The sequence below is a fragment of the Pseudoduganella umbonata genome (genome assembly GCF_014192225.1).
In the GTDB taxonomy this organism is placed as follows: Bacteria; Pseudomonadota; Gammaproteobacteria; order Burkholderiales; family Burkholderiaceae_D; genus Rugamonas; species Rugamonas umbonata.
Genome location: NZ_JACHXS010000021.1, coordinates 1 through 21528, shown reverse-complemented (window position 1 = coordinate 21528; position 21528 = coordinate 1). Strand labels below are relative to the sequence as shown.

Here is a 21528-nt window from a genome sequence, read left to right as displayed (position 1 = left end):
TCCCGAACAGGACCGTGAAACGACTTTGCGCCGATGATAGTGCTGCAACCAGTGTGAAAGTAGGTTATCGTCAGGCTGTTATACCGAGAGAAGCCGCTACGCGTGTAGCGGCTTTTTTCATTTAGTGTAAAGGTAGTTCAGGTAATAAAGAATTCCGGCACCGCGCCGAATGCGCGAGCCGAACCGGTCAAGTCTGATGACCATAGCATGTCGGTCCCACCCCTTCCCATCTCGAACAGGACCGTGAAACGACACTGCGCCGATGATAGTGCTGCAACCAGTGTGAAAGTAGGTTATCGTCAGACTAGTAATACCAAGAAAGCCCACCAGTGAACTGGTGGGCTTTTTTACTTTGGATGTGCCATCCCAGTAGAACGTCGCGGACCTGGGTCGCCGTCCCGGGTTTTTTTGCTCGGCCGGGCACTGCCCGACCTCGCTCTACTACAGGACCGTGAAACGACTTTGCGCCGATGATAGTGCTGCAACCAGTGTGAAAGTAGGTTATCGTCAGACTAGTTATACAGAAAAACCCCACCAGCGACCTGGTGGGGTTTTTTGCTTTGGATATGCCATTTCAGTAGAACGCCGCGGACCTGGATCGCCGTCCCGGGTTTTTTTGCTCGGCCGGGCACTGCCCGACCTCGCTCTACTCACAGGACCGTGAAACGACTTTGCGCCGATGATAGTGCTGCAACCAGTGTGAAAGTAGGTTATCGTCAGACTAGTAATACAGAAAAACCCCACCAGCGACCTGGTGGGGTTTTTTGCTTTGGATATGCCATTTCAGTAGAACGCCGCAGACCTGGATCGACGTCCCGGGTTTTTTTGCTCGGCCGGGCACTGCCCGACCTCGCTCTACTCACAGGACCGTGAAACGACTTTGCGCCGATGATAGTGCTGCAACCAGTGTGAAAGTAGGTTATCGTCAGACTAGTAATACAGAAAAACCCCACCAGCGACCTGGTGGGGTTTTTTGCTTTGGATATGCCATTTCAGTAGAACGCCGCGGACCTGGATCGCCGTCGCGGGTTTTTTTGCTCGGCCGGGCACTGCCCGACCTCGCTCTACTCACAGGACCGTGAACGACTTTGCGCCGATGATAGTGCTGCAACCAGTGTGAAAGTAGGTTATCGTCAGACTAGTTATACCAAGAAAGCCCACCAGTGAACTGGTGGGCTTTCTTCGTTTGTGCTTCATGCTTTGTAATGCGCCGCGGACTTGGCTCCGAGTCCGCGGTTTTAGTGCTCGGCCGGGCACTGCCCGACCTCGCTCCACTCACAGGACCGTGAAACGAACCCGCGTTACCACCGCGGCGCCAATTGCTCACCCGGCATGACTTCATATGGAGAAGCCCAGCCCGGAATAGCCTTCAGGCGCTCCACCCAGGCGCCGATGTGAGGCCAGCGTCCGGCGACATCGATGCCGCTTTCTTCTTGCGGGAAGAAGTGATAACCGCTCATCGAGAAGTCGGCAATGGTCGGGCTGTCGCCAACGATGTACTCCCGGGTAGCCAAGTGTTTATCGACGACCTTGAACGCACCTTCGATGCGGCCCAGCAGGAATTTCATCACCACCGGATCGGGCGGTGTCTTGGCCAAGGCCTTCATGAAGCGATAGGTCGCAAAGTAGCTGGTGAACTTGTGGTTGTCGAACAGCAGCCAGCGCAGCACTTCCAACTGCTCGCTCTCGGTGCTGCCGCCGAACCGCTCATGCTTCTTGGCCAGGTAGGTAAGGATCGCGCCCGACTGGGTCAGGCGCACCGGGCCATCTTCAAGGATCGGTGCTTCGCCCATTTCGTTATGGTCTTCGCGCCAGGCCGGGTCGGCGGTAATGCCGTTCAGGAAGTCCACGTGAACGGTTTCGAACGGCACATCCAGCGCGCGCAGCATGAACGCCACCTTGAAGGCGTTCCCGGATTGGGCGAAACAGTGAAGACGGACCATGCAACCTCCAGTTGATTATCATTTCCTTATGATAATTCAACGTGCGGCGCTTGCGGGGTTCGCTTTCGCATCACTGTGCCGCCGACTGCTCGGTCGCCGCCACTACTGTCGTGGGCTCGGCCGCCTTGGTGCCGCGGCTGATGCTTTCACCATCGTTCTTGCGCAGCGTCCAGAACATGCCTGCCGATAGGATTGTCAGTCCCGCCAGCGTCAGGAAGGCGTGATGCAACGCGCTGGTCAATACCACCCGGTCGGTCTGCGGCATGTCGCCCAGGTACCAGCCCGTGATCAACGAACCGCAGGCCAGGCCGAAACTCATCGACAGTTGCTGCATGGAGCTGGCCATCGTGCTGGCCATGCTGGAATCCTTCTGGTCGACGTCCGCGTACGCGATCGTATTCATGCTGGAAAACTGCAGCGAGTTGAAGAAGCCCTGGCACAGCGACAGCGTTACGATCATCCAGATCGGCGTGCCCAGCTGCACGAACGAGAACATCGCGATGGTCACGCCGATCAGCGCGGTATTCACCATCAGCACGTGCCGGTAGCCGAATCTTGCCAGCAGCCGCGCCGAGAAGAACTTCATGAACATGGCCGCCGCCGCCGACGGCATCATCAGCAGGCCCGATTGCCACGCCGGCAATCCAAGGCCCAGCTGGTACAGCAGCGGCAGCAGGAACGGCAGGCCGCCCACGCCCAGCCGGGTGAAGAAGCCGCCCAGCACCGAGACGCGGAACGTGCGGATCCTGAACAGCTGGAGGCGCAGCAGCGGAAACTCCTCGCGGGTCGCGTGCCACGCATAGGCCGCCAGCAGGCATACCGAAATGACGAACAGGACGCCCCACGACGTGACGTCGAGCCGGTGCTCGCCGAAGATCTCCAGCAGCCATGACAGGAGCGCGATGCCGGTGCCGAACAGGATCAGCCCCATCACGTCCAGCGGGCGCGCTTCTTCGCCGTGGTAGTCCGGCATGTATTTGTGCGCCAGCCAGATCGCGGCCACGCCGAACGGCACGTTGATGAAGAAGATCTCGCGCCACGACATCCAGTGCACGATCAGGCCGCCGACCGTCGGCCCGAGCAGGGGGCCGATCAGGGCAGGGATGATCACGAAATTCATTGCCGTCAGCAGCTCCGCCTTGGGGAAGGTGCGCACGATCGCCAGCCGGCCCACCGGCATCATCATCGCCGCGCCGAAGCCTTGCAGCAGCCGGGATGCGACCAGCATCGGCGAGTTGACGGACAGGCCGCACAGCACGGAAGCCAGCGTGAAGATGGCGATCGCAGTCATGAACACGCGCCGCGTACCGTAGCGGTCCGCCATCCAGCCGCTGATCGGAATCGCCACCGCGAGGCTGAGGATATAGCTGGTGACGACGGCCTTCAGGCTCAGCGGCGTCACCATCAGGCTGGCGGCCATGCTGGGAATGGCGGTATTGACGATCGTGGAGTCGAGTTGCTCCATGAAGAGGGCCGACGCGACGACCCAGGGCAGGTAGCGCTTGGTGATGGTTTCTGAAGTGGACATGGACAGCGGCGTAGCAATTCGTCCAGCGATTGTTGCACAAAGCGGCAAAGCGCGAAGCGCGCCGCCGCCACAACGCTACTTCAGGACAGGGAGCCTGTGCGGCAGAAGGAGGTTCGGCCTAAACTGCCGAGAAACCGGTATCGTTCGGCGCTACGGTTGGCGCCAATAGCCGGCTATTGGCACCGACCGTATCACCAAACGCTCCTCGGTTTTCGACAGTTCTGACTCGAACCCTTCTACCGCGCAGACTCCAGCAGCGCCTCCAGCAACGGAGTAGTCGCATCCGCCAGCCGTTCCAGGCTCGCTTCGCGCAGTGCGCCGAGGTCCACGCCCTGGTCGCCGCCGATCCCCGCCCAGCGCAGCAGCGCGGAACAGGCGCCCGGCGCATCGAACACGCCATGCAGGTAGGTCCCGAGCACCTGGCCGTCCGGCGAACAGGCCCCCTCGGGCCGGCCATCGACCTGGAAAGCGGGATGGGCAAGCGCGCCGCCGGTCGAGACGCCCATGTGGATCTCATACCCTGCCACCGGCGCATCGGCGAACAGGCAATGCCCGGCGACCTGCTGCAGCCGCTTCTCCTGCGACATCACGGTCGTCATGTCGAGCAGGCCCAGGCCCACGGAGTTGCCCGGCGCGCCTTCCACGCCATGCGGATCCTGGACCGACTGCCCCAGCATCTGGAAGCCTCCGCAAATACCGATGACCTTGCCGCCGTAGCGCAGGTGGCGGGCGATCCGTTCCGGCCAGCCTTGTGCACGCAGCCATGCGAGATCGCCGCGCGTGTTCTTGCTGCCGGGGAGGACGATCAGGTCCGCCGGCGGAATCGCATGCCCTTCGCGGATGAACTGCAGGTCCACGTCCGGATGGGCGCGCAGCGCGTCGAAGTCCGTGTGGTTGCTCATCCTGGGCAGGCTGGGAACCACAACGCGGAACGCGCCTTTGTGCTCCTGCGCCGGCTGTACCGCATCTTCCGCATCGAGGAACAGGCCGTGCAGGTAGGGCAGCACGGCCAGTACCGGCTTGCCCGTCTGCGCTTCGAGCCAGTCGAGGCCTGGCTCCAGCAGCTTGATGTCGCCGCGGAAGCGGTTGATGACGAAGCCGATCACGCGCGCACGTTCGCTCTCCGACAGGCACGACAGCGTGCCAACCAGGTGCGCGAACACGCCGCCCCGGTCGATGTCCGCCACGATCACGACGGGGCAGTCGACCGCTTCGGCAAAGCCCATATTGGCGATGTCGCGGTCGCGCAGGTTGATTTCCGCCGGGCTGCCGGCCCCTTCGACGATGACCACATCGTATTGGGCCGCCAGTCGCGCGTGCGACTCCAGCACGGCGGCCATCGCCACCGTCTTGTACCGGTGGTAATCGCGCGCGTTCATCTCGGCGCGTACCTTGCCGTGGATGATCACCTGTGCGCCCGTGTCGGACGAGGGCTTCAGCAGCACCGGGTTCATATCCGTGTGCGGCGCGATGCCGGCCGCCAGTGCCTGCAATGCCTGGGCACGTCCGATCTCGCCGCCGTCCGCCGTCACGGCACTGTTCAGCGCCATGTTCTGCGGCTTGAACGGCGCCACGGAGATGCCATTGCGCTTCAGCAGCCGGCACAGCGCGGCGACCACCGTGCTCTTGCCGGCGTCCGACGTGGTGCCCTGCACCATGAGCGTCTTGAACGGGAAGTGCATGTCAGCGCTTCCGGTGCTGGCGTGCGATCTCGAGCTTCTCGCACAGCGTTTCCGCGCCCTGGACCATGCGTGGTCCGGCGCGGTTCAGCAGATGGCCGTCGATCGTAAACAGGTTGTCGTTTTTCGATGCCAGCATGTTGGGATACTGGCGCCACATGGCCGCGCCGCCCTGTTCCTTCTCGGCCGTGCTGAACACGGCTTCCGGGTCTTCCTTCAGCACCGCTTCGATGCTGACTACCGGCGCCGTCACCTTTTGCGATGCGAAGATGTTTTCGCCGCCGCACAGGCGCAGCGCGTCGCTGACGATGTGCGCGCCGTTCAGCGTGTACAGCGGCTTGTCCCATACCTGGTAGAACACGCGCACCGGCGGGCGCCCGGCGTATTTTGTCCGGACGGCCGCCAGGCGCTTGCGCAGGTCCGCGGCCGCCGCTTCGGCCGCCGGTTCGGTGCCGGCCAGCTTGCCCATCGCAACCAGGTTGTCCGGGATCCTGTCGAGTTTCGTCGGCTCGCTGTGGAACAGCGGAATCCCGAGCTTGCGCAGCAGTTCGACCTGCCGTTCCGAGCTGCCGTGGCGCCACACCACGATCAGGTCCGGCTTCAGGGCCAGCACGCGTTCCAGGTCCACCTCGCGGTTGCTGCCCACCCGTGGAATCGCCTTGGCGGCTTCCGGATAGTCGCTGTAGTCGACCGCGCCGACGATCTTGCTGCCGGCACCGGCCGCGAACAGCAGTTCGGTCACGTGCGGTGCCATCGAGATCACGCGCTCGGCGGGCTTGGCCAGCGTGACCATCTTGCCGTCGTCGTCGCGCACGGACACCGCGGCATGCGCGGAAAGGACCGCCAGCAAGGCGGGCAGCAGTACCAGTTTCTTCATCGTCGTTCCTTCGTCCATTCTTCCAGCGCGCCGGCAAGGCGCGTCCATCCTGCTTCGTCCGGCGGCAGGCCAAGGCGGATGCCGCGCGGGCCGTCGCGGAACAGCCGCACCCAGATGCCGCGCTGCGCCATGTGCTCGTGAAATGCTTCCGGCGCCGCTTCGGGCCACCAGCGGAACAGGCTCGTGCCGCGAGAGGCAATGCCGTGTGCGGCCAGCAGCGTGTGCAAGCGCTCACCTTGGGCGCGCAATACCACCCGCGTGGTGCGCTGCCACTCCTCGTCCAGCAATGCAGTCTTGCCGATCGTCTGTGCCGGGCCGCTCACCTGCCACGGCCCCAGTTCCTCGTCGAGCGCGTCGAGCAGATCCGCATGCCCCGCGACAAAACCCAGCCGCACGCCGGCCAGTCCGAAGAACTTGCCGACCGAGCGCAGCACGACCAGGCCGGGCCGGTCCGCGTGGCCAGCCACGCTGTGTGCTTCATCCATGTCGGCAAACGCTTCGTCGACGACTAGCCAGCCGCCGCGTGCCGCCAGCGCATCCGCCCAGCGCAACAGTTCATCGCGATGAATCATGGCACCGGTCGGATTGTTCGGATTGCAGACGACGACCACGTCGCTGCACCCGACCGCGCCGGCCAGGTCGGCGTACGGCACCAGCCGGGCAGTGTGGCCATGGCGCGACCAGTGATGCGCGTGTTCCGCGTACGACGGCGCCGATACGGCAATGCGCGACGGCGCCCGCAGCCGCGGCAGCGCCTGGATCGCCGCCTGCGTTCCGGCGACAGCCAGCATGCGCGGCGCGCCGTAGTAACGGCAGGCTGCCGCCAGGAGTCCGGTATCCGGTTCCGGCAGGCGATGCCACGCATTGCCGGGCAGGTCGGTCGCCGGGTACCAGTGCGGGTTCAGGCCGGCGGAGAGGTCGAGCCAGTCGGTGCGCCCATACAGCCGCGTCGCGTCGCGCAGGTTGCCGCCGTGTTCAGGCATCAGCGTACTCCCACCGCGATCGCTGCGGACACCGCAAGCCACAACAGCGTGGTCTGCCATACGAGACGCCATGCGCGTTCGATATCGCCCGCTGCCGCCGGCACGCCCTGGCCCAGTGGCGGGCGCTGTTCGACCTCGCCGTCATAGCGCGCCGCGCCGCCCAGCGCGAGGCCCAGCGCGCCGGCACCGCTGGCCATCACCGGTCCGGCATTCGGGCTGCTCCATGCCGGTGCCTGCTCGCGCCAGCAGCGCCATGCCAGCCGCTTGGCCGACGCGCCCGGCGCCAGCAGCACGTAGGAAAGTGCCGTCAACCGCGCCGGCACGTAGTTCAATGCATCGTCGATACGGGCCGCCACGCGGCCGAAATACAGGAATCGCGCGTTGCGGTATCCCCACATCGCGTCGAGCGTGTTCGCCAGGCGGAACAGCAGCGCACCGGGGCCGCCGGCCACGGCGAACCAGAACAGGGTGCCGAACACCGCATCGTTGCCGTTCTCCAGCAGCGATTCGGCGCTGGCCTTGGCAAGATCCGCTTCGCTGGCATCGGCCGTGTCGCGGCTGACGATGCGGCCCGTCAGTTCGCGTGCGGCGGGCAGGTCGCCGTTGCGCAGTGCAGTGGCAATCGGCAGGTTGTGATCGCGCAGGCTGCGCAGGCCGATGCAGAAGTACAGCATGGCCGCATGGGCGAGGGCGCCGGCCACGCCGCACAGCCATGCCGCCAGCATCGTCAGCGGCAGCACGGCGAGCGCCCAGCCCAGCGCGCCGCGCAGGATCTTACCGCTACCCCGGTTCAGGCGGCGTTCGATCGCACTGGCCAGGTTGCCGAAACCGACCAGCGGGTGAAAGCGCCGCGCTTCGCCCAGCAGCAGGTCGAGCAGCACGCCGGCCGCGAGCAGCGCGGCAACCGTCGGCCAGGACAGCCCGCTCAGCATGGGGCGCCCTTCAATACCAGCGGCAGGCCGGCGGCCACGAACACGACGTTGTCGCACGCTGCGGCCACTGCCTGGTTCAGCCGCCCCGCCTCGTCGGTGAACGCGCGCGTGACCGCGCCGAACGGCACGATGCCCATGCCGACCTCGTTCGACACGAAGACGATATCGCCGGCATCCTTGCGCACCTGCGCCAGCAGGGCGGCGCGCTCGTCGTGGAAGCGCCGCGGCAGCGCGATCGCGCCGACGTCCGGATACTCGGTACCGTCGGCAAACAGCAGGTTGGTGAGCCATAGTGTCAGGCAGTCGACCAGCACCAGCCGGTGCGGCGCGCGCCATCGTTCCAGTACCGCCGCCAGCGCGAGCGGTTCCTCGACGGTGGTCCATTCGGCCGGACGGTCGGCCCGGTGCGTCGCGATCCGCCGCGCCATCTCGGCATCGCCGGCACTGGCCGTGGCCACGTAGACGACCTCCTTGCCCGACTGCGCGGCAAGCCGCTCGGCATGCGCGCTCTTGCCGGAACGGGCGCCGCCCAGTACCAGCGTGCGGCTCACGGCACGGCCCTCGACAGCAGCGCCGCCGCCGCTTCCGGGTTCGACGGGAAGTAGCCGTGGAAGTACGACGCCGTCAGCGAACCGATCCGGTAGATCGCCTCGCCCTGGGCGCCGGACGGATTCTTGCCGGTATAGGCCATGACCGGCGCCGCCGACTCCAGCCGGGAATAGTGGAACGTGTGGCCGCGCAGCGTGCCTTGCGGTGTCGGCATCGCCTGCGGCCCCAGGCCCGCCAGCCGCTTCTGCACGACGACATGGCCCGGCAGCAGCCCGGCCATGGGCCACTGGCCACCGCCGTCGTCCAGCGTATCGGCCAGCGCCATCATGCCGCCGCACTCGGCCAGGATCGGCACGCCGTCGGCATGGGCGGCGCGGATCGACGCGCGCCATATGCCGGCTTCGGCCAGGCGCGGCGCGTGCAGTTCGGGGTAGCCGCCCGGCAGGTAGACGGCGTCGGCCTCCGCCGGCACGGGTTCGTCGGCCAACGGAGAAAAGTACACGATGGCGGCACCGAGCCGGCGCATCACTTCCAGGTTGGCCGCATAGACGAACACGAACGCCGCATCGCGTGCGACGGCGACGGTCTTGCCGGCCAGCGTGGCGGCCACCGGCACCTCGGACGCGGGCGGGGCGAACTCCACGCGGGGCAGGGCGTCCCATGCGGCGTCATCGAACACCAGTTGATCGGCCAGTTCATCGAGGATCGCATCCACTTCGTCCACCTCGTCCGGCAGTACCAGGCCAAGATGGCGTTCCGGCAGCGAGCGGCTTTGCTTCGGCAACGTGGCCAACAGCGGGATGTCGCGCAGGGAGGTCTTCACCATCGTGGCGTGGCCGGCACTGCCGACGCGGTTGGCGATCACCCCGGCCATCGTTACCGGGCCGTAGTCGCGCAGGCCATGCACCAGCGCGCCGGCGGTTTGCGCCATCGCGCCGGCATCGATCACGGCCAGCACGGGCACGCCGAATTCGCGTGCCAGGTCGGCTGCCGACGGCGTACCGTCGTACAGCCCCATCACGCCTTCGATCAGGATATCGTCCACTTCCTGCGCCGCCTGTGCCAGCAGCCGCTGGCAGCGCTCGCGGCCCACCATCCACAAGTCCAGCGATTCCACCGGCGCGCCGCTGGCGCGGCCGAGCACCATCGGATCGATGAAATCCGGGCCGCACTTGAATACGCGCACGCGGCGGCCGGCGCGCACCAGCTTGCGCGCCATTGCCGCGGTGACGGTGGTCTTGCCCTGGCCGGAAGCCACGGCGGCGATCAGGACCGCGCGGACGCCCATCACCACTCCGTTCCGGCTTGCGCGCCGATGCCGGCCTTGAACGCGTGCTTGACAACGTTCATTTCAGTGACGGTGTCGGCGATTTCGATCAGCTCGGGCGGCGCCCCGCGGCCGGTGATGACGACGTGCTGCATGGCCGGGCGTTCCAGCAGATCGGCGATCACCGTATCCACGTCCAGGTAGCGGTATTTCAAGGCGATGTTCAGTTCATCGAGCACGACCATGCCGATCGCCGGGTCGGCGAGGAAGCGCCTGGCCTGTTCCCACGCTTCGCCAGCCTTGGCGATGTCGCGTTCGCGGTTCTGCGTTTCCCACGTATAGCCTTCGCCCATCGCGTGGAAGCTTACTTCGTCGGGGAAGCGGCGCAGGAACTGTTCTTCGCCGGTAGCCATGGCGCCCTTGATGAACTGCACGATGCCGACCTTCATGCCATGGCCCAGCGCGCGGATCGCCATGCCGAAACCGCTCGAGCTCTTGCCCTTGCCGTTGCCGGTGTTGACGATGATGATGCCGATCTGCTTGTCGGCGGCGGCGATTTTTGCGTCGATGATCGCCTTCTTGCGTTCCATCCGTGCGCGGTGGCGCTCGTTCAATGCCGCGGTGTCGTCGGGAGTGGTCATGGGGTAGCCTCGGTGGGAATGAAGATCGTGCGGGCGCCGTGGCGCACCGTTTCGATAGGATGGTGCAGGTAGTCGGAAAGGATGTCGGCCCGCATCATGTCATCGCGCGGGCCGGCCAGCCAGCGGCCGTCGCCCATCAGCAGCAGCGCATGCGTGGAAATGCTGTGCGCAAGGTTCAGGTCGTGGCCGATCATCACGATGGTCTTGCGCTGTTCTCGGCACAGCTTCGCCAGCAGGCCCATCACGCTGACCTGGTGCGCCAGGTCGAGTGCATTGGCCGGTTCATCGAGCAGCAGCAGCGGCGTATCCTGGGCCAGCAGCGCGGCAATGGCGACGCGCTGGCGCTCGCCGCCGGACAGCGTGCGCACGTCGCGCGATGCCAGGTCGTCGACTTCCATCGCGGCCAGCATGCGCAGCGCGATCGCATGGTCGTCGCTGTCTTCCCAGTATCGCTTGCCGTGGTACGGGTGGCGGGCGGACAGCACCGTTTCCAGCACTGAATAGGCAAAAGCATCGCTGCGGGACTGGGCCAGGAACGCGCGCTCGCGCGCCAGCGCTTCCAGCGGCCAGTCGCCGAGCGCCCGGCCATGCAGCAGCACGCGGCCGCCGTCCGGCTCGCGCAAGCCGGCCAGCGTACGCAGCAAGGTGCTCTTGCCGGCGCCGTTGCGGCCGATCACGCTCCAGCATTCGCCGTCGGCGACGTGCCAGTCCAGCTTTTCGGCCAGCACGCGGGCACCGATCGCCAGGCGCAGGTTTTCAGTAGAGATCTTCTTTGCAGGGGAGATCATCGTTGCCGTGGCATTCATCATTTGCGCAGCCGGTGCAGCTGATACAGGAAGACGGGCGTGCCGATCAGCGCCGTGACCACGCCCACCGGCAATTGCTGGGGCGCGATCACGGTGCGCGCCAGCGTATCGGCCAGCACGAGGTAGGCGCCGCCGGCCAGCGTGGCGGCCGGGATCAGCACGCGGTGGTCCGGCCCGAACGCGAAGCGGCACGCGTGCGGCACGATCAGGCCGACGAAGCCGATGCTGCCGGCCGTGGTGACCGCGCTGGCCGTCAGCAGGCCGGAACAGAAGAACAGGCCCTTGCGCAGCGGGCCGACGCGGATGCCCAGCGTGCTGGCCGCTTCCGCATGCAGGGCCAGCACGTTCATCGAGCGGGCGGTGCGCAGCGCGAAAGCCAGGCCGGCGGCCAGCACGAGCCACGGCAGCCACCGCACCGGAGCGCCGGACAGGTCGCCGATCATCCAGAACACCATGCTGCGCAGCCGGCCTTCGGGAGCGATCGACAGCATCAGCATGATCAGCGCGGCGCAGCCGGCGGAAAGAATGGTGCCGGTCAACAGCAGCAACGCCGTGCCGCCCTCGGCGGCGCTGCCGCCGCGCATGTCGCGCCGTGCCAGCAGGTACAGCAGCATGGAGATGGCCACCGCGCCGATGAAGGCGGCCGCATCGACCATCCAGGCGGCGCACATCAGCATCAGCGCCAGCAGGGCGCCGACCGCGGAGCCGGCCGAGATGCCCAGCACGTAGGGATCGGCGAGGGGATTGCGGAGCAGGGTCTGCATCATGACGCCGGCCAGCGCCAGCGTGGCGCCGGTCACGAAAGCGGTGAGCGCGCGGCTGGCGCGCAGGTCGAGCAGGGTGGCGGCCAGCGTCTCTGCGCGGCCATTGACCAGTTCTTGCAGCGCACCGGGCAGGTCGGCGAGCGGAATGGCAACGGAGCCCGTGACGCCCGCGAACAGCAGGCTGGCGATCGACGCCAGCAGCAGCCCGGCGGTGACGATGCCGGTGCGGTAACGCAGGTGGGCGGAAATTGGATGCATGTTCTGCCTGTGGATGAAGCGCCGGGCGCATCGACGCGCCCGGCAGCTTAGCACTAATGAAGCTTCAACTACTGGGGTGTCAACTACCCCGGCTTCAATTACTCAGGCTTCAATTACTTGAAGCCGTAACGGAGGGCGGCAAACACGTTCGAACCGCCGGTCTGGTAATAGCGGGCCAGTTCGTAGTCCTTATCGCCCACGTTGTTCCAGCGCACCAGCGCCGACCAGTCCTGGTTGAAGCGGTAGGTTGCGTACAGGTTCACCACGCCGTAGCCCGGCAGACGGTTGCGGTTGGCGGCGTCGTCGAAACGGTCCGATGACAGCTGCAACTCCACGCCGCCGCGCACCAGGCCCATGTCGTATTCGGCCACGAAGTTGGCGTGCCGCTTGGCGCGGCGCTGCAGGCGCTTGCCGGTGGTTTCGTCCTTCGGGTCCTGGAAGTCGGCATTGGCGATCAGCAGCAGATTGCCCATCTGGCGCTCGGCCGACAGCGACAGGCCTTCCAGCAGCGCCTTGTTGACGTTGTAGGCGCAGCCGAACTGGTAGCCGGGGTACGGGCACGGCGTGGTGTTCAGCAGCAGGTTGTCCAGCTTGTTGCGGTAATACACGGCGCCCAGTTGCGTGGTGCCGTCGTCGTAGCGCAGGCCGGCTTCGGCGTTGCGGCCTTCTTCCGGACGGTTGTTCTCGTTGCCGTAGCCCGGGTAGAACAACTCGTTGTACGACGGTGCGCGGAAGCTGGTGGCGAAGCTGGCCTCGGCGCGCAGGGCGCTGGTGAAGCGGTAGCCGTAACCGACCGAGCCGGTGGTCTTGGAACCGTATTCCGAATTGTCGTCATGGCGCACGCCCACGTTGGCCAGGTGCGCACCGCGCTTCAGGCTGTAGTTGGCGGCCACCGAGTTGGTGTGGCGCGTGCGGTTCAGCTCCGCCGTCGAGCCGTCGACTTCTTCCTTGCGGTGTTCGTACAGCAGTTGCAGGTTGTCGCTGCCGATGCGGAAATCGTTCTGCAGCGTGAAGGTGCTGGTCGTCGTATCGATCTGGCTGGAGCCGAACGGGCCGGTGCCGTAGAACGAGCCGGACTTGTCGCGCGACTGCGATGCCTGGACCAGCATCGTCCAGAAGGGCAGGAACTGGCTGCGTGCGTACACGCCCACGTTGCTGACCTTCTGCGTGCTGTAGGAATCGAAGTTCGCACTGTCGTAGTCCGATTCGGTATCGGTGTAAAGGAACATCGCACCCAGCTCATGGCCGGGCGCCAGCTTGTAGGCCACCTGGCCGGCCGCGCTCTTGCGGTCGTAGCCGTCGTCGTCCGGATCGAAGCTGGAGCTCGGGCGTCGGGTCGACGAGAAACCGTCCGAACGCTCCTTCGAGACGGAGAACGCATAGCTCAGCTGGTCCGTGCCGCCGGACACCGCGGCGTCGGCCGCGAAGGTCTTATCGCTGCCGCCGCCAACCGACGCGGAAACGGCTGGTGCACCGGCACCCTTTTTCGTGAACAGCTGGATCACGCCGCCGATCGCGTCGGCACCGTACAGCGTGGACAGCGGGCCGTAGACGATCTCGATGCGTTCGATGGCCGACAGTGGAATGCCGTTCCAGCTGGCCGAGCCGGTCGATGCGGAGGCAATGCGTATGCCGTCCACCAGCACCACGCTCTGGTTGCCGTTGGCGCCGCGGATGAACACGTTCGACGCCGCGCCGGGGCCGCCGTTGCGGGTGACTTCGATGCCGCGCTGGCGCTGCAGCAGTTCGGTGATGGAGCCGGCGCCCGAGTTGGCGATCTGCTCGGCGGAAATCGTGACGGTATCGCTGATGACTTCGCTGGCCAGTTGCGGCGTGCGGGTGGCGGTGACGATGATCGAATCGATGGCAGTGGCCTGGGCGTGTGCGGCCGGCGCGGCAATGGCGAGCGCCAGCGACGCGAGCGCCGCCTGGGATGCTACAGGAGAGGTCATGGCAAATCTTTGCAAAAATGAGCAACCAGCCGACGTCCCCGCAGGCTGGATTGAACAGAGGCGCTCCCGAAGGGGCGGCTCCACCTGGTTTGGCCGGTATCCGGGCTGGCGGGCATCACCGTCCGACCTTCCCATGCGAATCGCACAGTGGTTGTCGCGGACGGCTGCCGCGCTGCGATTCGCTAGCGCGGCTGCCTGCTTACCGTTGCGGGGGCAGCATACGTTGGCCGATCAGGGGATCAGGCTGCGTATTTCCCGTTTAACTGCGCTCGAGGACTCGGGCGCGGGCACCAAAACCGCGCAATTATAGAGTATTCGGACTTGGAGTATTCGGCCAGTGGGTATCAGGCCAGGAGCTGGCGCTGCACGCCGCCGTAGGGGATGCGGTGCGTCCTGGAGGCGGCGGCCAGTGCTGCCTGTTCCAGCGGCGTGCCGTCGGCCAGCGTGGCGATCAGGCGCATGGTGCCGGCGTGGCAGATCACGATGGCACGGTCGCTGCCATGCTGGCGGATGCGGGCCAGCGCGCCGGCGACGCGGTGCGCCACGTCGAGCACGGATTCGCCGCCGCCGGGGCGGTAATGCAGCAGGTCGGCAGCCCAGGCATCGACTTCGGCGCGAGCGATATCGTTCCAGCTGCGTAGTTCCCAACTGCCGAAATCCATCTCCGCCAGGTTGGCATCGAACGTGACCAGGGGCGACAGCCGCTGCGCCAGGCCGGCGCAGCGCCGCAGCGGGCTGGAAATGACGGGGACATCGCCCGGCAGCCCGTCGGCGCGCAGGGCCTCGCAGACAGTTGCCAGCGCATCCGGATCGGCCGGCAGGTCGCTGCGCCCGTAGCAGATGCCTTCCGCCACGACCGGGCGCGGGTGGCGCACGAGGATCAGTTCCATCGCGCCAGTACGCACAGGTAGAAGGCCACTTCCGCCAGCTGCTGGACGGCGCCGAGGCAGTCGCCGGTATAGCCGCCGAGGCGCGCCTGCAGCTTACGGGCGAACCACAGCGTGACGAGCGCCATCGTCGCGGTACCGAGGGCGATGCCCTGCCAGCTGAGCCAGCCCAGGCTCGTCGCCGCCAGCACGGCAGGGATGCAGCACGCCGTGGCGATCGCGAACTCGGCGCCCGTCATCTGCTGGGCCATCGGCTTGGCCTTGCCTTCGGCGCGCGCATAGTCCATCCGCCAGATCAGGCTTGCCGCCATCAATCGCGACAGCGGATGCGCGATGCACAAGGCGGCGGCGGTCGCCAGCATGGGCAGGTGCGCCAGCGCGGCGCATTTCGCGGCCAGCAGCAGGACGATGCCGATCGCGCCATAGGCACCGATGCGCGAATCCTTCATGATGTCCAGCGCTCGCTCGCGCGTCATGCCGCCGCCCAGGCCGTCGCAGGTGTCGGCAAAGCCGTCCTCGTGGAATGCGCCGGTGAGATAGATGCCGGCCGCGGTGGACAGCAGCACGGCAATTGCCGGCGGCAATACCTGCGCGGCGGCCCAGTAAACCGCTGCGGCGAAGGTGCCGACGACGAGGCCAACCAGCGGGAAGTAGCGCGACGCGTGGTGCAGCCAGTGCGGCTCGAAGCCCACCCAGCGCGGGATCGGCAGGCGCGTGAAGAACTGCAGCGCGATGAAGAACAGCCGCACCTGCAGCATGGCGTCAGTCCTTGCCGCTGACCTGGGCCGACGCGAACGTGGCCATGCGGTTCAGGAAGTTGACGGCGGCATGCAGCAGCGGCAGTGCCAGCGCGCTTCCTGTACCTTCGCCCAGGCGCAGGTCCAGCTGCAGCAGGGGCTTGCCGCCCAGCGTTTCAAGCAACTGGCGGTGACCGTTCTCGTTGGAGCAGTGCGAGAACACGCAATAGTCGAGGATCGCCGGTTGCAGCCGCGCCGCCACGAGCAGCGCGCTGGTGACGATGAAGCCATCGATCAGCAGCACCATGCGGCGCTCGGCCGCGCGCTGCATCGCGCCGGCCATCATGGCGATCTCGAACCCGCCGAACGTGGCCAGCACGTCCAGTGGCGCCGTCACCGTGCCATGCAACGCGGCGGCGGCTTCGATCACCTGTCCCTTGCGCTGTACGCCTTCGGGACCCAGGCCGGTACCGGCGCCCACGCAGGCGGCGGCGGGAATGCCCGTCAGCTTGTGCATGAGCGCGGCGGCAGCGGTGGTATTGCCGATGCCCATTTCACCGAAACCGATCACATTGCCCGGCAGCGTGTCGACGAGTGCTGCGCCGTGCGCGAGCGCCTGCGCACATTGTTCAGCCGTCATGGCCGGTTCCACCGCGAAGTTGCGCGTACCGCGGGCGATCTTGCGGTCCGCCAGGCCGTCGCGCGGGCCGAAGTCGTGGGCCACGCCGGCATCGATGACCTGCAGCGCGCAGCCGTTCTGCGCGGCGAACACGTTGATCGCGGCGCCACCGGCCAGGAAATTCTCGACCATCTGCCACGTTACGTCCTGCGGGAACGCGGAAACGCCCTCGGCCACCACGCCATGGTCGCCGGCGAAGACAAGGATGGCCGGCGCTTCGATCGCTGGCGCGGTGGTGCGCTGGATCAGCCCCACCTGGTGCGCAAGGGTTTCCAGCATGCCCAGGCTGCCGGGCGGCTTGGTCTTGTTGTCGATGGCGTGCGCGAGGAGGGCGGCCAGTTCGGCGTCGGCCGTGGACACGATGGTGGGCAGGATCATGACAGGCGGGTCGGTGGGAAAGGGCGAATTATAATGGTGCGATGCGCCTCCTTATCATCGAAGACAATCCCGACATCGTCGCCAACCTGTATGGCTTTCTCGAACCGAAAGGCCATGTGCTCGATTCGGCATCGAACGGCTACGGCGGGCTGGCGCTGGCGACCGAGCACGATTACGACGCCGTGGTGCTGGATGTCATGCTGCCCGGCCTGAACGGGCTAGAGCTGTGCCAGAAGCTGCGCGGCGAACTGCGCAAGGACCTGCCGGTGCTGATGCTGACCGCGCGCGACACCCTGGAAGACAAGGTGGCCGGGTTCGACTCCGGTGCCGACGATTACCTGGTCAAGCCGTTTTCGCTGGTCGAGCTGGAAGTACGCCTGAAGGCGCTGGTACGGCGTGCCAAGGGCGCGCATGCCGCGAATGCCTTGCTGGCGTTCGGCGATCTCACCTTCAATACGGAAACGTTCGAGGCGAAGCGCGCCGGCCGCCCGCTGGCGCTGACGAAAACCGGTTACACGATCCTGCGGCTGCTGATGCGCGAGGCGCCCAAGGTCGTGTCGCGCGAGCAGGTCCTGAACGAGGTATGGGGCGACAATCCCCCCGATACCGACGCGCTGCGCGTGCATATCCACGCCTTGCGGCAGGCGCTGGACAAGCCGTTCCCCCACCCGATGCTGCACACGATTTCTAAGATCGGCTACAAGCTGGTCGACGCCGATGCGTGACAAGTGGCCGTTGCGCAAGGAAGATTCGCTGCGCAGGCGGATCACCGCGGCGTACCTGACGTTTGCCACGGTGTCGTCGGTATTCTTCGCGGTGATTGCCGCGCTGGCCGTCGAGGGCATCGAAGTGCGCCTGGTCGACGAGCGCCTCGAGGAGGTGGCCACCTGGGCCGGGCCGCGGCATGCGGGCGGTCTGCCGGTGGAGATGCCGGCGGGCCTCAGCTATCACGTCGGTGCCGATATTCCACGCTCGCTGCGCCCTTTGGCAGAAGGCGTGCACGAAGTCACGGTCGAAGGTGTCGACCTGCATGTGCTGAAAGGCCGGAACGCCGAGGGCGAATTCGCGGTGGTCGACCATGACAGCGCCTATGAAAAGATCGAGCTCGTCGTGTATTCGATGTTCGCGGTGGCCTTCCTCGGCTTCATGGGTTTTGCCGTGCTGCTGGGCCGCTTCCTGGGCAATCGCATCGTCAACCCGATCGTCGAGCTGGCCGGCGCCGTGGACGCGGGCGCCGGAGAATTGCCGCTGCAGGAGCGCGGCGACGAGCTGGGGCTGCTGTCGCGGATGATCGCCAGCCATACCTCCGAACTGCAGGAGTTCCTCGATCGCGAACGGTTCTTCACGGGGGACGTGAGCCACGAATTGCGCACGCCTTTGACCGTGATCGCGGGCGCCGCCGAGGTACTGCTGGCGCGAACCGAGCATGACCCGGTACTGCATGCGCCGGCCGAGCGCATTTACCGGGCCGCGCGCGATGCCAGCGATGTGACGTCGATGCTGCTGCGGCTGGCGCGTTCGCCGGAGCGGCTCGAGTGGGTGCCGATGTCGGCGCAAGCGCTGGCGCAGGAAGAGGTGGCGCGCTGCCAGGCCCTGGTGTCCGGGCGGCCGATCGAGCTCCGGTATGGCGGCGGCAACGACTTCACCTTGCTTGGGGTGCGGGAACTGGTGCTGGCGGCAATCGGCAACCTGGTGCGCAACGCTTGCCAGTATACGGAGCACGGCCATGTGGAAGTGCGGCTCGAAGGGCGCAGCGTGATCGTCGAGGATACGGGGCCGGGATTGCCGCCGGCGGCCCGGGCGCGCTTGCGCGGCGAGCCGATTCCCTCCGGTGCGCGTGGATCGTCCGGCACGGGACTCGGGTTGGGGCTGGTGCAGCGGGTTTGCGCGCACCTCGGCGCCAAACTCGTGCTGAGGGAGGCAGTGGCGGGAAGCTGCATCGAGATCCGCTTTCCCCAAGCACTGGGCGGTGCCGTGACCCCGCACGTTAACTCGTCCTTAACCGGTACTTGACGCGACGTTTACTTGCACGGAGGTACTGTTGATGCTTCGATTCCGGAGTCCTCACGGTGAAAAGTTCAACGCTGCCGCGCATTGGCGCCCCCCTGTTCACACTGGGCGCTTCCACTTTCCTGGTCCTGGCCTATAACGCCAGTTTCTGGAAGACCTTCTTTTCCGCGACCGGCGGGCTACGGCTCGGCAACCTGCCCGTCTACCTGGGCGCATTTGCGGCCCTGGTATTGCTGTTCAATGCGGTGCTCACGCTCGTCAATTTCAGGTTTGTCATCAAGCCGGTGCTGATCGCCCTGTTCCTGGGCGCGTCGGCCGCGTCGTATTTCATGAACCACTACGGCGTGGCGATCGACGCGTCGATGGTGCAGAACGTCGTCGAGACGGATGCCCGGGAAGCGCACGAGTTGCTGGGCTGGCAAATGCTGCAGACCGTCACGCTGCTGGGCATCCTGCCGTCGCTGATCGTGTGGCGTCTGCCGCTGCATTTTCCGCCCATGCGGCGGGGCCTGGTACTGAAGGTGGGCACGGTCGCGCTGTCGCTGCTGGCGATCGCCGGATTGCTGATGCTGCTTTTCAAGACGCTGGCGCCGGCCGTGCGCGAGCACCGTGAACTGCGCTTCCTGCTGACACCCACCAATATGTTCCAGGCAACGCACGGCTACCTGAGGCGCAAGTGGGCGGTGCCGGCGGTCATTGCGCCGCTCGGGACGGATGCGAGCCGGGGGAGTAAATGGGCTGCGTCGCCGGGGCGGCGCACGGTGACGGTCATCGTCGCCGGTGAAACGGCACGGGCGATGAATTTCTCGCTGAACGGGTATGGCCGCCAGACCAATCCGCTGCTGGCGGCACAACCCGGCCTGATCAATTTTCGGAACGTCAGTTCCTGCGGTACGGCGACGGCGGTGTCGATACCGTGCGTGTTCTCCAATCTCGGCCGCGACAATTACACGGCGGACAAGGCAGGCAGCCAGGAAGACTTGCTGGACGTGCTGCGGCATGGGGGATTCGACGTGCTCTGGCGCGACAACAATTCCGGTTGCAAGGGCACGTGCGACCGTGTCCAGTACCAGGATATGTCGCTGGCGCAGCCCGGCACGCCGCCTTGCGGTGCCGAAGAGTGCCACGACGAGCGACTTCTGGCCGGCTTGCGGCAGATGATTCGCGATGCCAGGAAGGATCTGGTCATCGTGCTGCACCAGAAAGGCAGCCACGGCCCGGAGTATTCAAAGCGTTATCCCGCGGCTTTCGAGAAATTCGGCCCGGTTTGCCGGACCAATGAACTGGAAGAGTGTTCGCGCGAATCCATCGTGGCGGCTTACGACAACACCATCCTGTACACCGATTTCGTACTGAGCAAGGCGATCGACCTGTTGCGCGCCGCCGCGGCGGAAGACGGTGTCGATACAGCGATGCTGTATTTCTCGGACCACGGCGAATCGCTGGGCGAACACAATATGTACCTGCATGGGGCTCCCTACATCATTGCGCCTGCCGAGCAGACGCACGTGCCGATGATGCTGTGGTTATCCGACGGTTTCCGCGAACGGTTCAGGATCGACTACAGTTGCCTGGCTGCCCGGACCCCCCAGCCGTTTTCGCACGATAACGTGTTTCATACGGTGCTCGGCATGCTGAATGTAAGCACCGCCGTGTATAACCCGAAGCTCGATATCATTCATCCGTGCTCTCGCGGCAGCTGAAGGAACACCCCATGGTCTTTACACGTACTGCCTGGATGGCAAGTGGTGCCTTATTGCTGTCCGCATTGATGATCCTGTGGCTCGGGCATGCCATCGATATCGATTTACTGCTGGCCGACCAGGCCTTTGACAAGGCAGCGGGCATTTTTCCGATGCGGCATGCCTGGCTGGCGGAGCAATTCAATCACGTCATCCTGAAAAGATTACTGTCGGCATTGGCGGCAGGGTTCATTGTGCTGGCACTGCGGGATACGGTATGGCCCTACCGCAGCTGGAGCGTTTCGCGCCGCACGGGCATCAGGGTAGCTGCAATGGCGGCCGTGCTGGTGCCATCCGTCATCAGCCTGCTGAAGCAGCTCAGCACTTCGCACTGCCCGTGGGATTTGCAGCGTTACGGTGGTACCGAGCCTTATCTCCGGTTGCTGGAATGGACGCAGGCGGGAACCGCTCCGGGGCATTGCATGCCGGCCGGGCATGCGTCGAGTGCGCTATGGCTCGTGTCGGTGGCGGCATTCTGGTGGCCGCACAGTCGGCGAAAGGCTTTGGCTGTGGCGACGGTAATGCTGGTATTCGGTATGACGGTCGGCTGGATCCAGCAATTGCGCGGCGCTCATTTCCTCACGCATACGCTGTGGTCTGCATGGATCGCTTGTGCAATGGTTGTGATCATTTACTCAAGCAATGTCCGAGCTAATGCGAGGGGCCTTGCAAGGTCATACGATGCTGGCTATAATTCTGTCCCTGCCGCAACGCAGACGTGAAAACGAAACGCTGCGACAGGGTAGTTTGAATCGCCGAGATAACATTGCGATACAAACTGAGGGGTTGACGGGATGCACGAAACGCCGCATAATCTCACCTCTCTGCTGCTGACAAACACAACGATTTGTCGACAACGCGGCAAGGCCTTCAAGGGCAGAATTCTTTAACAATCAACAGTCGATAAGTGTGGGCG

Annotated in this window: 19 protein-coding genes, 1 rRNA gene and 1 riboswitch; of the genes, 5 read left to right on the top strand and 15 right to left on the bottom strand. The window is 65.5% G+C overall.

The window, feature by feature from the left end:
• Nucleotides 1-192 precede the first annotated feature (192 nt).
• Nucleotides 193-305, top strand: a 5S ribosomal RNA gene (rrf, locus tag FHS02_RS31040).
• A 996-nt stretch (nucleotides 306-1301) separates the two neighbouring features.
• Here rrf and FHS02_RS31035 read toward each other — a convergent pair.
• From FHS02_RS31035 to cobT, 15 genes are all read right to left on the bottom strand, one after another.
• Nucleotides 1302-1943: a glutathione S-transferase family protein gene (locus FHS02_RS31035; RefSeq protein ID WP_137316010.1), complete on the bottom strand. Its 642-nt coding sequence runs from the start codon at nucleotides 1941-1943 to the stop codon at nucleotides 1302-1304.
• A gap of 70 nt (nucleotides 1944-2013) precedes the next feature.
• Nucleotides 2014-3471, bottom strand: a complete 1458-nt coding sequence (locus tag FHS02_RS31030; protein ID WP_137316011.1) for a DHA2 family efflux MFS transporter permease subunit — start codon at nucleotides 3469-3471, stop codon at nucleotides 2014-2016.
• 236 nt (nucleotides 3472-3707) lie between these two features.
• Nucleotides 3708-5153, bottom strand: coding sequence for a cobyric acid synthase (locus tag FHS02_RS31025; protein WP_137316012.1), 1446 nt, complete (start codon nucleotides 5151-5153; stop codon nucleotides 3708-3710).
• A gap of 1 nt (nucleotide 5154) precedes the next feature.
• Nucleotides 5155-6027, bottom strand: a complete 873-nt coding sequence (locus tag FHS02_RS31020; protein ID WP_137316013.1) for a cobalamin-binding protein — start codon at nucleotides 6025-6027, stop codon at nucleotides 5155-5157.
• Nucleotides 6024-7010, bottom strand: coding sequence for a threonine-phosphate decarboxylase CobD (cobD, locus tag FHS02_RS31015; RefSeq protein ID WP_137316014.1), 987 nt, complete (start codon nucleotides 7008-7010; stop codon nucleotides 6024-6026). The genes FHS02_RS31020 and cobD overlap by 4 nt, the downstream gene beginning before the upstream one ends.
• Nucleotides 7010-7942, bottom strand: a complete 933-nt coding sequence (gene cbiB / locus FHS02_RS31010; protein WP_137316015.1) for an adenosylcobinamide-phosphate synthase CbiB — start codon at nucleotides 7940-7942, stop codon at nucleotides 7010-7012. The genes cobD and cbiB overlap by 1 nt, the downstream gene beginning before the upstream one ends.
• Nucleotides 7936-8493: a bifunctional adenosylcobinamide kinase/adenosylcobinamide-phosphate guanylyltransferase gene (cobU, locus tag FHS02_RS31005; RefSeq protein WP_137316016.1), complete on the bottom strand. Its 558-nt coding sequence runs from the start codon at nucleotides 8491-8493 to the stop codon at nucleotides 7936-7938. The genes cbiB and cobU overlap by 7 nt, the downstream gene beginning before the upstream one ends.
• Nucleotides 8490-9779: a cobyrinic acid a,c-diamide synthase CobB gene (locus FHS02_RS31000; RefSeq protein WP_137316017.1), complete on the bottom strand. Its 1290-nt coding sequence runs from the start codon at nucleotides 9777-9779 to the stop codon at nucleotides 8490-8492. Before FHS02_RS31000 ends, cobU begins: the two co-directional genes overlap by 4 nt.
• Nucleotides 9779-10399, bottom strand: a complete 621-nt coding sequence (cobO, locus tag FHS02_RS30995; protein WP_137316018.1) for a cob(I)yrinic acid a,c-diamide adenosyltransferase — start codon at nucleotides 10397-10399, stop codon at nucleotides 9779-9781. Before cobO ends, FHS02_RS31000 begins: the two co-directional genes overlap by 1 nt.
• Nucleotides 10396-11187, bottom strand: a complete 792-nt coding sequence (locus tag FHS02_RS30990) for an ABC transporter ATP-binding protein (protein WP_137317655.1) — start codon at nucleotides 11185-11187, stop codon at nucleotides 10396-10398. Before FHS02_RS30990 ends, cobO begins: the two co-directional genes overlap by 4 nt.
• 17 nt (nucleotides 11188-11204) lie before the next feature.
• Entirely contained in the window at nucleotides 11205-12227 is a 1023-nt protein-coding gene (locus tag FHS02_RS30985; protein ID WP_137316019.1) for a FecCD family ABC transporter permease, read from the bottom strand.
• 113 nt (nucleotides 12228-12340) lie between these two features.
• Nucleotides 12341-14179: a TonB-dependent receptor domain-containing protein gene (locus FHS02_RS30980; protein ID WP_137316020.1), complete on the bottom strand. Its 1839-nt coding sequence runs from the start codon at nucleotides 14177-14179 to the stop codon at nucleotides 12341-12343.
• Between the two features lie 74 nt (nucleotides 14180-14253).
• A riboswitch (cobalamin riboswitch) is annotated at nucleotides 14254-14489 on the bottom strand.
• A 34-nt stretch (nucleotides 14490-14523) separates the two neighbouring features.
• Nucleotides 14524-15069, bottom strand: a complete 546-nt coding sequence (locus FHS02_RS30975) for a histidine phosphatase family protein (RefSeq protein ID WP_137316021.1) — start codon at nucleotides 15067-15069, stop codon at nucleotides 14524-14526.
• Nucleotides 15060-15824 carry an adenosylcobinamide-GDP ribazoletransferase gene (locus FHS02_RS30970; protein ID WP_137316022.1) on the bottom strand — a complete coding sequence of 255 codons (765 nt, stop codon included), beginning with the start codon at nucleotides 15822-15824 and terminating at the stop codon, nucleotides 15060-15062. The genes FHS02_RS30975 and FHS02_RS30970 overlap by 10 nt, the downstream gene beginning before the upstream one ends.
• A gap of 4 nt (nucleotides 15825-15828) precedes the next feature.
• A complete protein-coding gene (cobT, locus tag FHS02_RS30965) occupies nucleotides 15829-16860 on the bottom strand; it encodes a nicotinate-nucleotide--dimethylbenzimidazole phosphoribosyltransferase (RefSeq protein WP_137316023.1) in 1032 nt (343 codons plus the stop codon).
• A 41-nt stretch (nucleotides 16861-16901) separates the two neighbouring features.
• Between cobT and FHS02_RS30960 the strand changes: the two genes are divergently transcribed.
• From FHS02_RS30960 to FHS02_RS30945, 4 genes are read left to right on the top strand one after another with little or no spacing between them, the layout of a single operon-like run.
• Nucleotides 16902-17585 (top strand): response regulator transcription factor, encoded by a 684-nt coding sequence (locus tag FHS02_RS30960; protein ID WP_137316024.1) that lies wholly within the window; start codon nucleotides 16902-16904, stop codon nucleotides 17583-17585.
• Nucleotides 17578-18873 carry a sensor histidine kinase gene (locus FHS02_RS30955; RefSeq protein WP_229422335.1) on the top strand — a complete coding sequence of 432 codons (1296 nt, stop codon included), beginning with the start codon at nucleotides 17578-17580 and terminating at the stop codon, nucleotides 18871-18873. Before FHS02_RS30960 ends, FHS02_RS30955 begins: the two co-directional genes overlap by 8 nt.
• A 56-nt stretch (nucleotides 18874-18929) precedes the next feature.
• Nucleotides 18930-20573 (top strand): phosphoethanolamine transferase, encoded by a 1644-nt coding sequence (locus tag FHS02_RS30950; protein ID WP_229422336.1) that lies wholly within the window; start codon nucleotides 18930-18932, stop codon nucleotides 20571-20573.
• An 11-nt stretch (nucleotides 20574-20584) separates the two neighbouring features.
• Nucleotides 20585-21334 carry a phosphatase PAP2 family protein gene (locus FHS02_RS30945; protein WP_137316025.1) on the top strand — a complete coding sequence of 250 codons (750 nt, stop codon included), beginning with the start codon at nucleotides 20585-20587 and terminating at the stop codon, nucleotides 21332-21334.
• Nucleotides 21335-21528: the final 194 nt, after the last annotated feature.

Excerpts from the sequence above, each read along its gene's own strand:
- FHS02_RS31035 (WP_137316010.1), bottom strand. The coding sequence starts at position 1,943 with ATGGTCCGTCTTCACTGTTTCGCCCAATCCGGGAACGCCTTCAAGGTG.
- FHS02_RS31030 (WP_137316011.1), bottom strand. The coding sequence starts at position 3,471 with ATGTCCACTTCAGAAACCATCACCAAGCGCTACCTGCCCTGGGTCGTC.
- FHS02_RS31025 (WP_137316012.1), bottom strand. The coding sequence starts at position 5,153 with ATGCACTTCCCGTTCAAGACGCTCATGGTGCAGGGCACCACGTCGGAC.
- FHS02_RS31020 (WP_137316013.1), bottom strand. The coding sequence starts at position 6,027 with ATGAAGAAACTGGTACTGCTGCCCGCCTTGCTGGCGGTCCTTTCCGCG.
- cobD (WP_137316014.1), bottom strand. The coding sequence starts at position 7,010 with ATGCCTGAACACGGCGGCAACCTGCGCGACGCGACGCGGCTGTATGGG.
- cbiB (WP_137316015.1), bottom strand. The coding sequence starts at position 7,942 with ATGCTGAGCGGGCTGTCCTGGCCGACGGTTGCCGCGCTGCTCGCGGCC.
- FHS02_RS31000 (WP_137316017.1), bottom strand. The coding sequence starts at position 9,779 with ATGGGCGTCCGCGCGGTCCTGATCGCCGCCGTGGCTTCCGGCCAGGGC.
- cobO (WP_137316018.1), bottom strand. The coding sequence starts at position 10,399 with ATGACCACTCCCGACGACACCGCGGCATTGAACGAGCGCCACCGCGCA.
- FHS02_RS30990 (WP_137317655.1), bottom strand. The coding sequence starts at position 11,187 with ATGATCTCCCCTGCAAAGAAGATCTCTACTGAAAACCTGCGCCTGGCG.
- FHS02_RS30985 (WP_137316019.1), bottom strand. The coding sequence starts at position 12,227 with ATGCATCCAATTTCCGCCCACCTGCGTTACCGCACCGGCATCGTCACC.
- FHS02_RS30980 (WP_137316020.1), bottom strand. The coding sequence starts at position 14,179 with ATGACCTCTCCTGTAGCATCCCAGGCGGCGCTCGCGTCGCTGGCGCTC.
- FHS02_RS30975 (WP_137316021.1), bottom strand. The coding sequence starts at position 15,069 with ATGGAACTGATCCTCGTGCGCCACCCGCGCCCGGTCGTGGCGGAAGGC.
- FHS02_RS30970 (WP_137316022.1), bottom strand. The coding sequence starts at position 15,824 with ATGCTGCAGGTGCGGCTGTTCTTCATCGCGCTGCAGTTCTTCACGCGC.
- cobT (WP_137316023.1), bottom strand. The coding sequence starts at position 16,860 with ATGATCCTGCCCACCATCGTGTCCACGGCCGACGCCGAACTGGCCGCC.
- FHS02_RS30960 (WP_137316024.1), top strand. The coding sequence starts at position 16,902 with ATGCGCCTCCTTATCATCGAAGACAATCCCGACATCGTCGCCAACCTG.
- FHS02_RS30955 (WP_229422335.1), top strand. The coding sequence starts at position 17,578 with ATGCGTGACAAGTGGCCGTTGCGCAAGGAAGATTCGCTGCGCAGGCGG.
- FHS02_RS30945 (WP_137316025.1), top strand. The coding sequence starts at position 20,585 with ATGGTCTTTACACGTACTGCCTGGATGGCAAGTGGTGCCTTATTGCTG.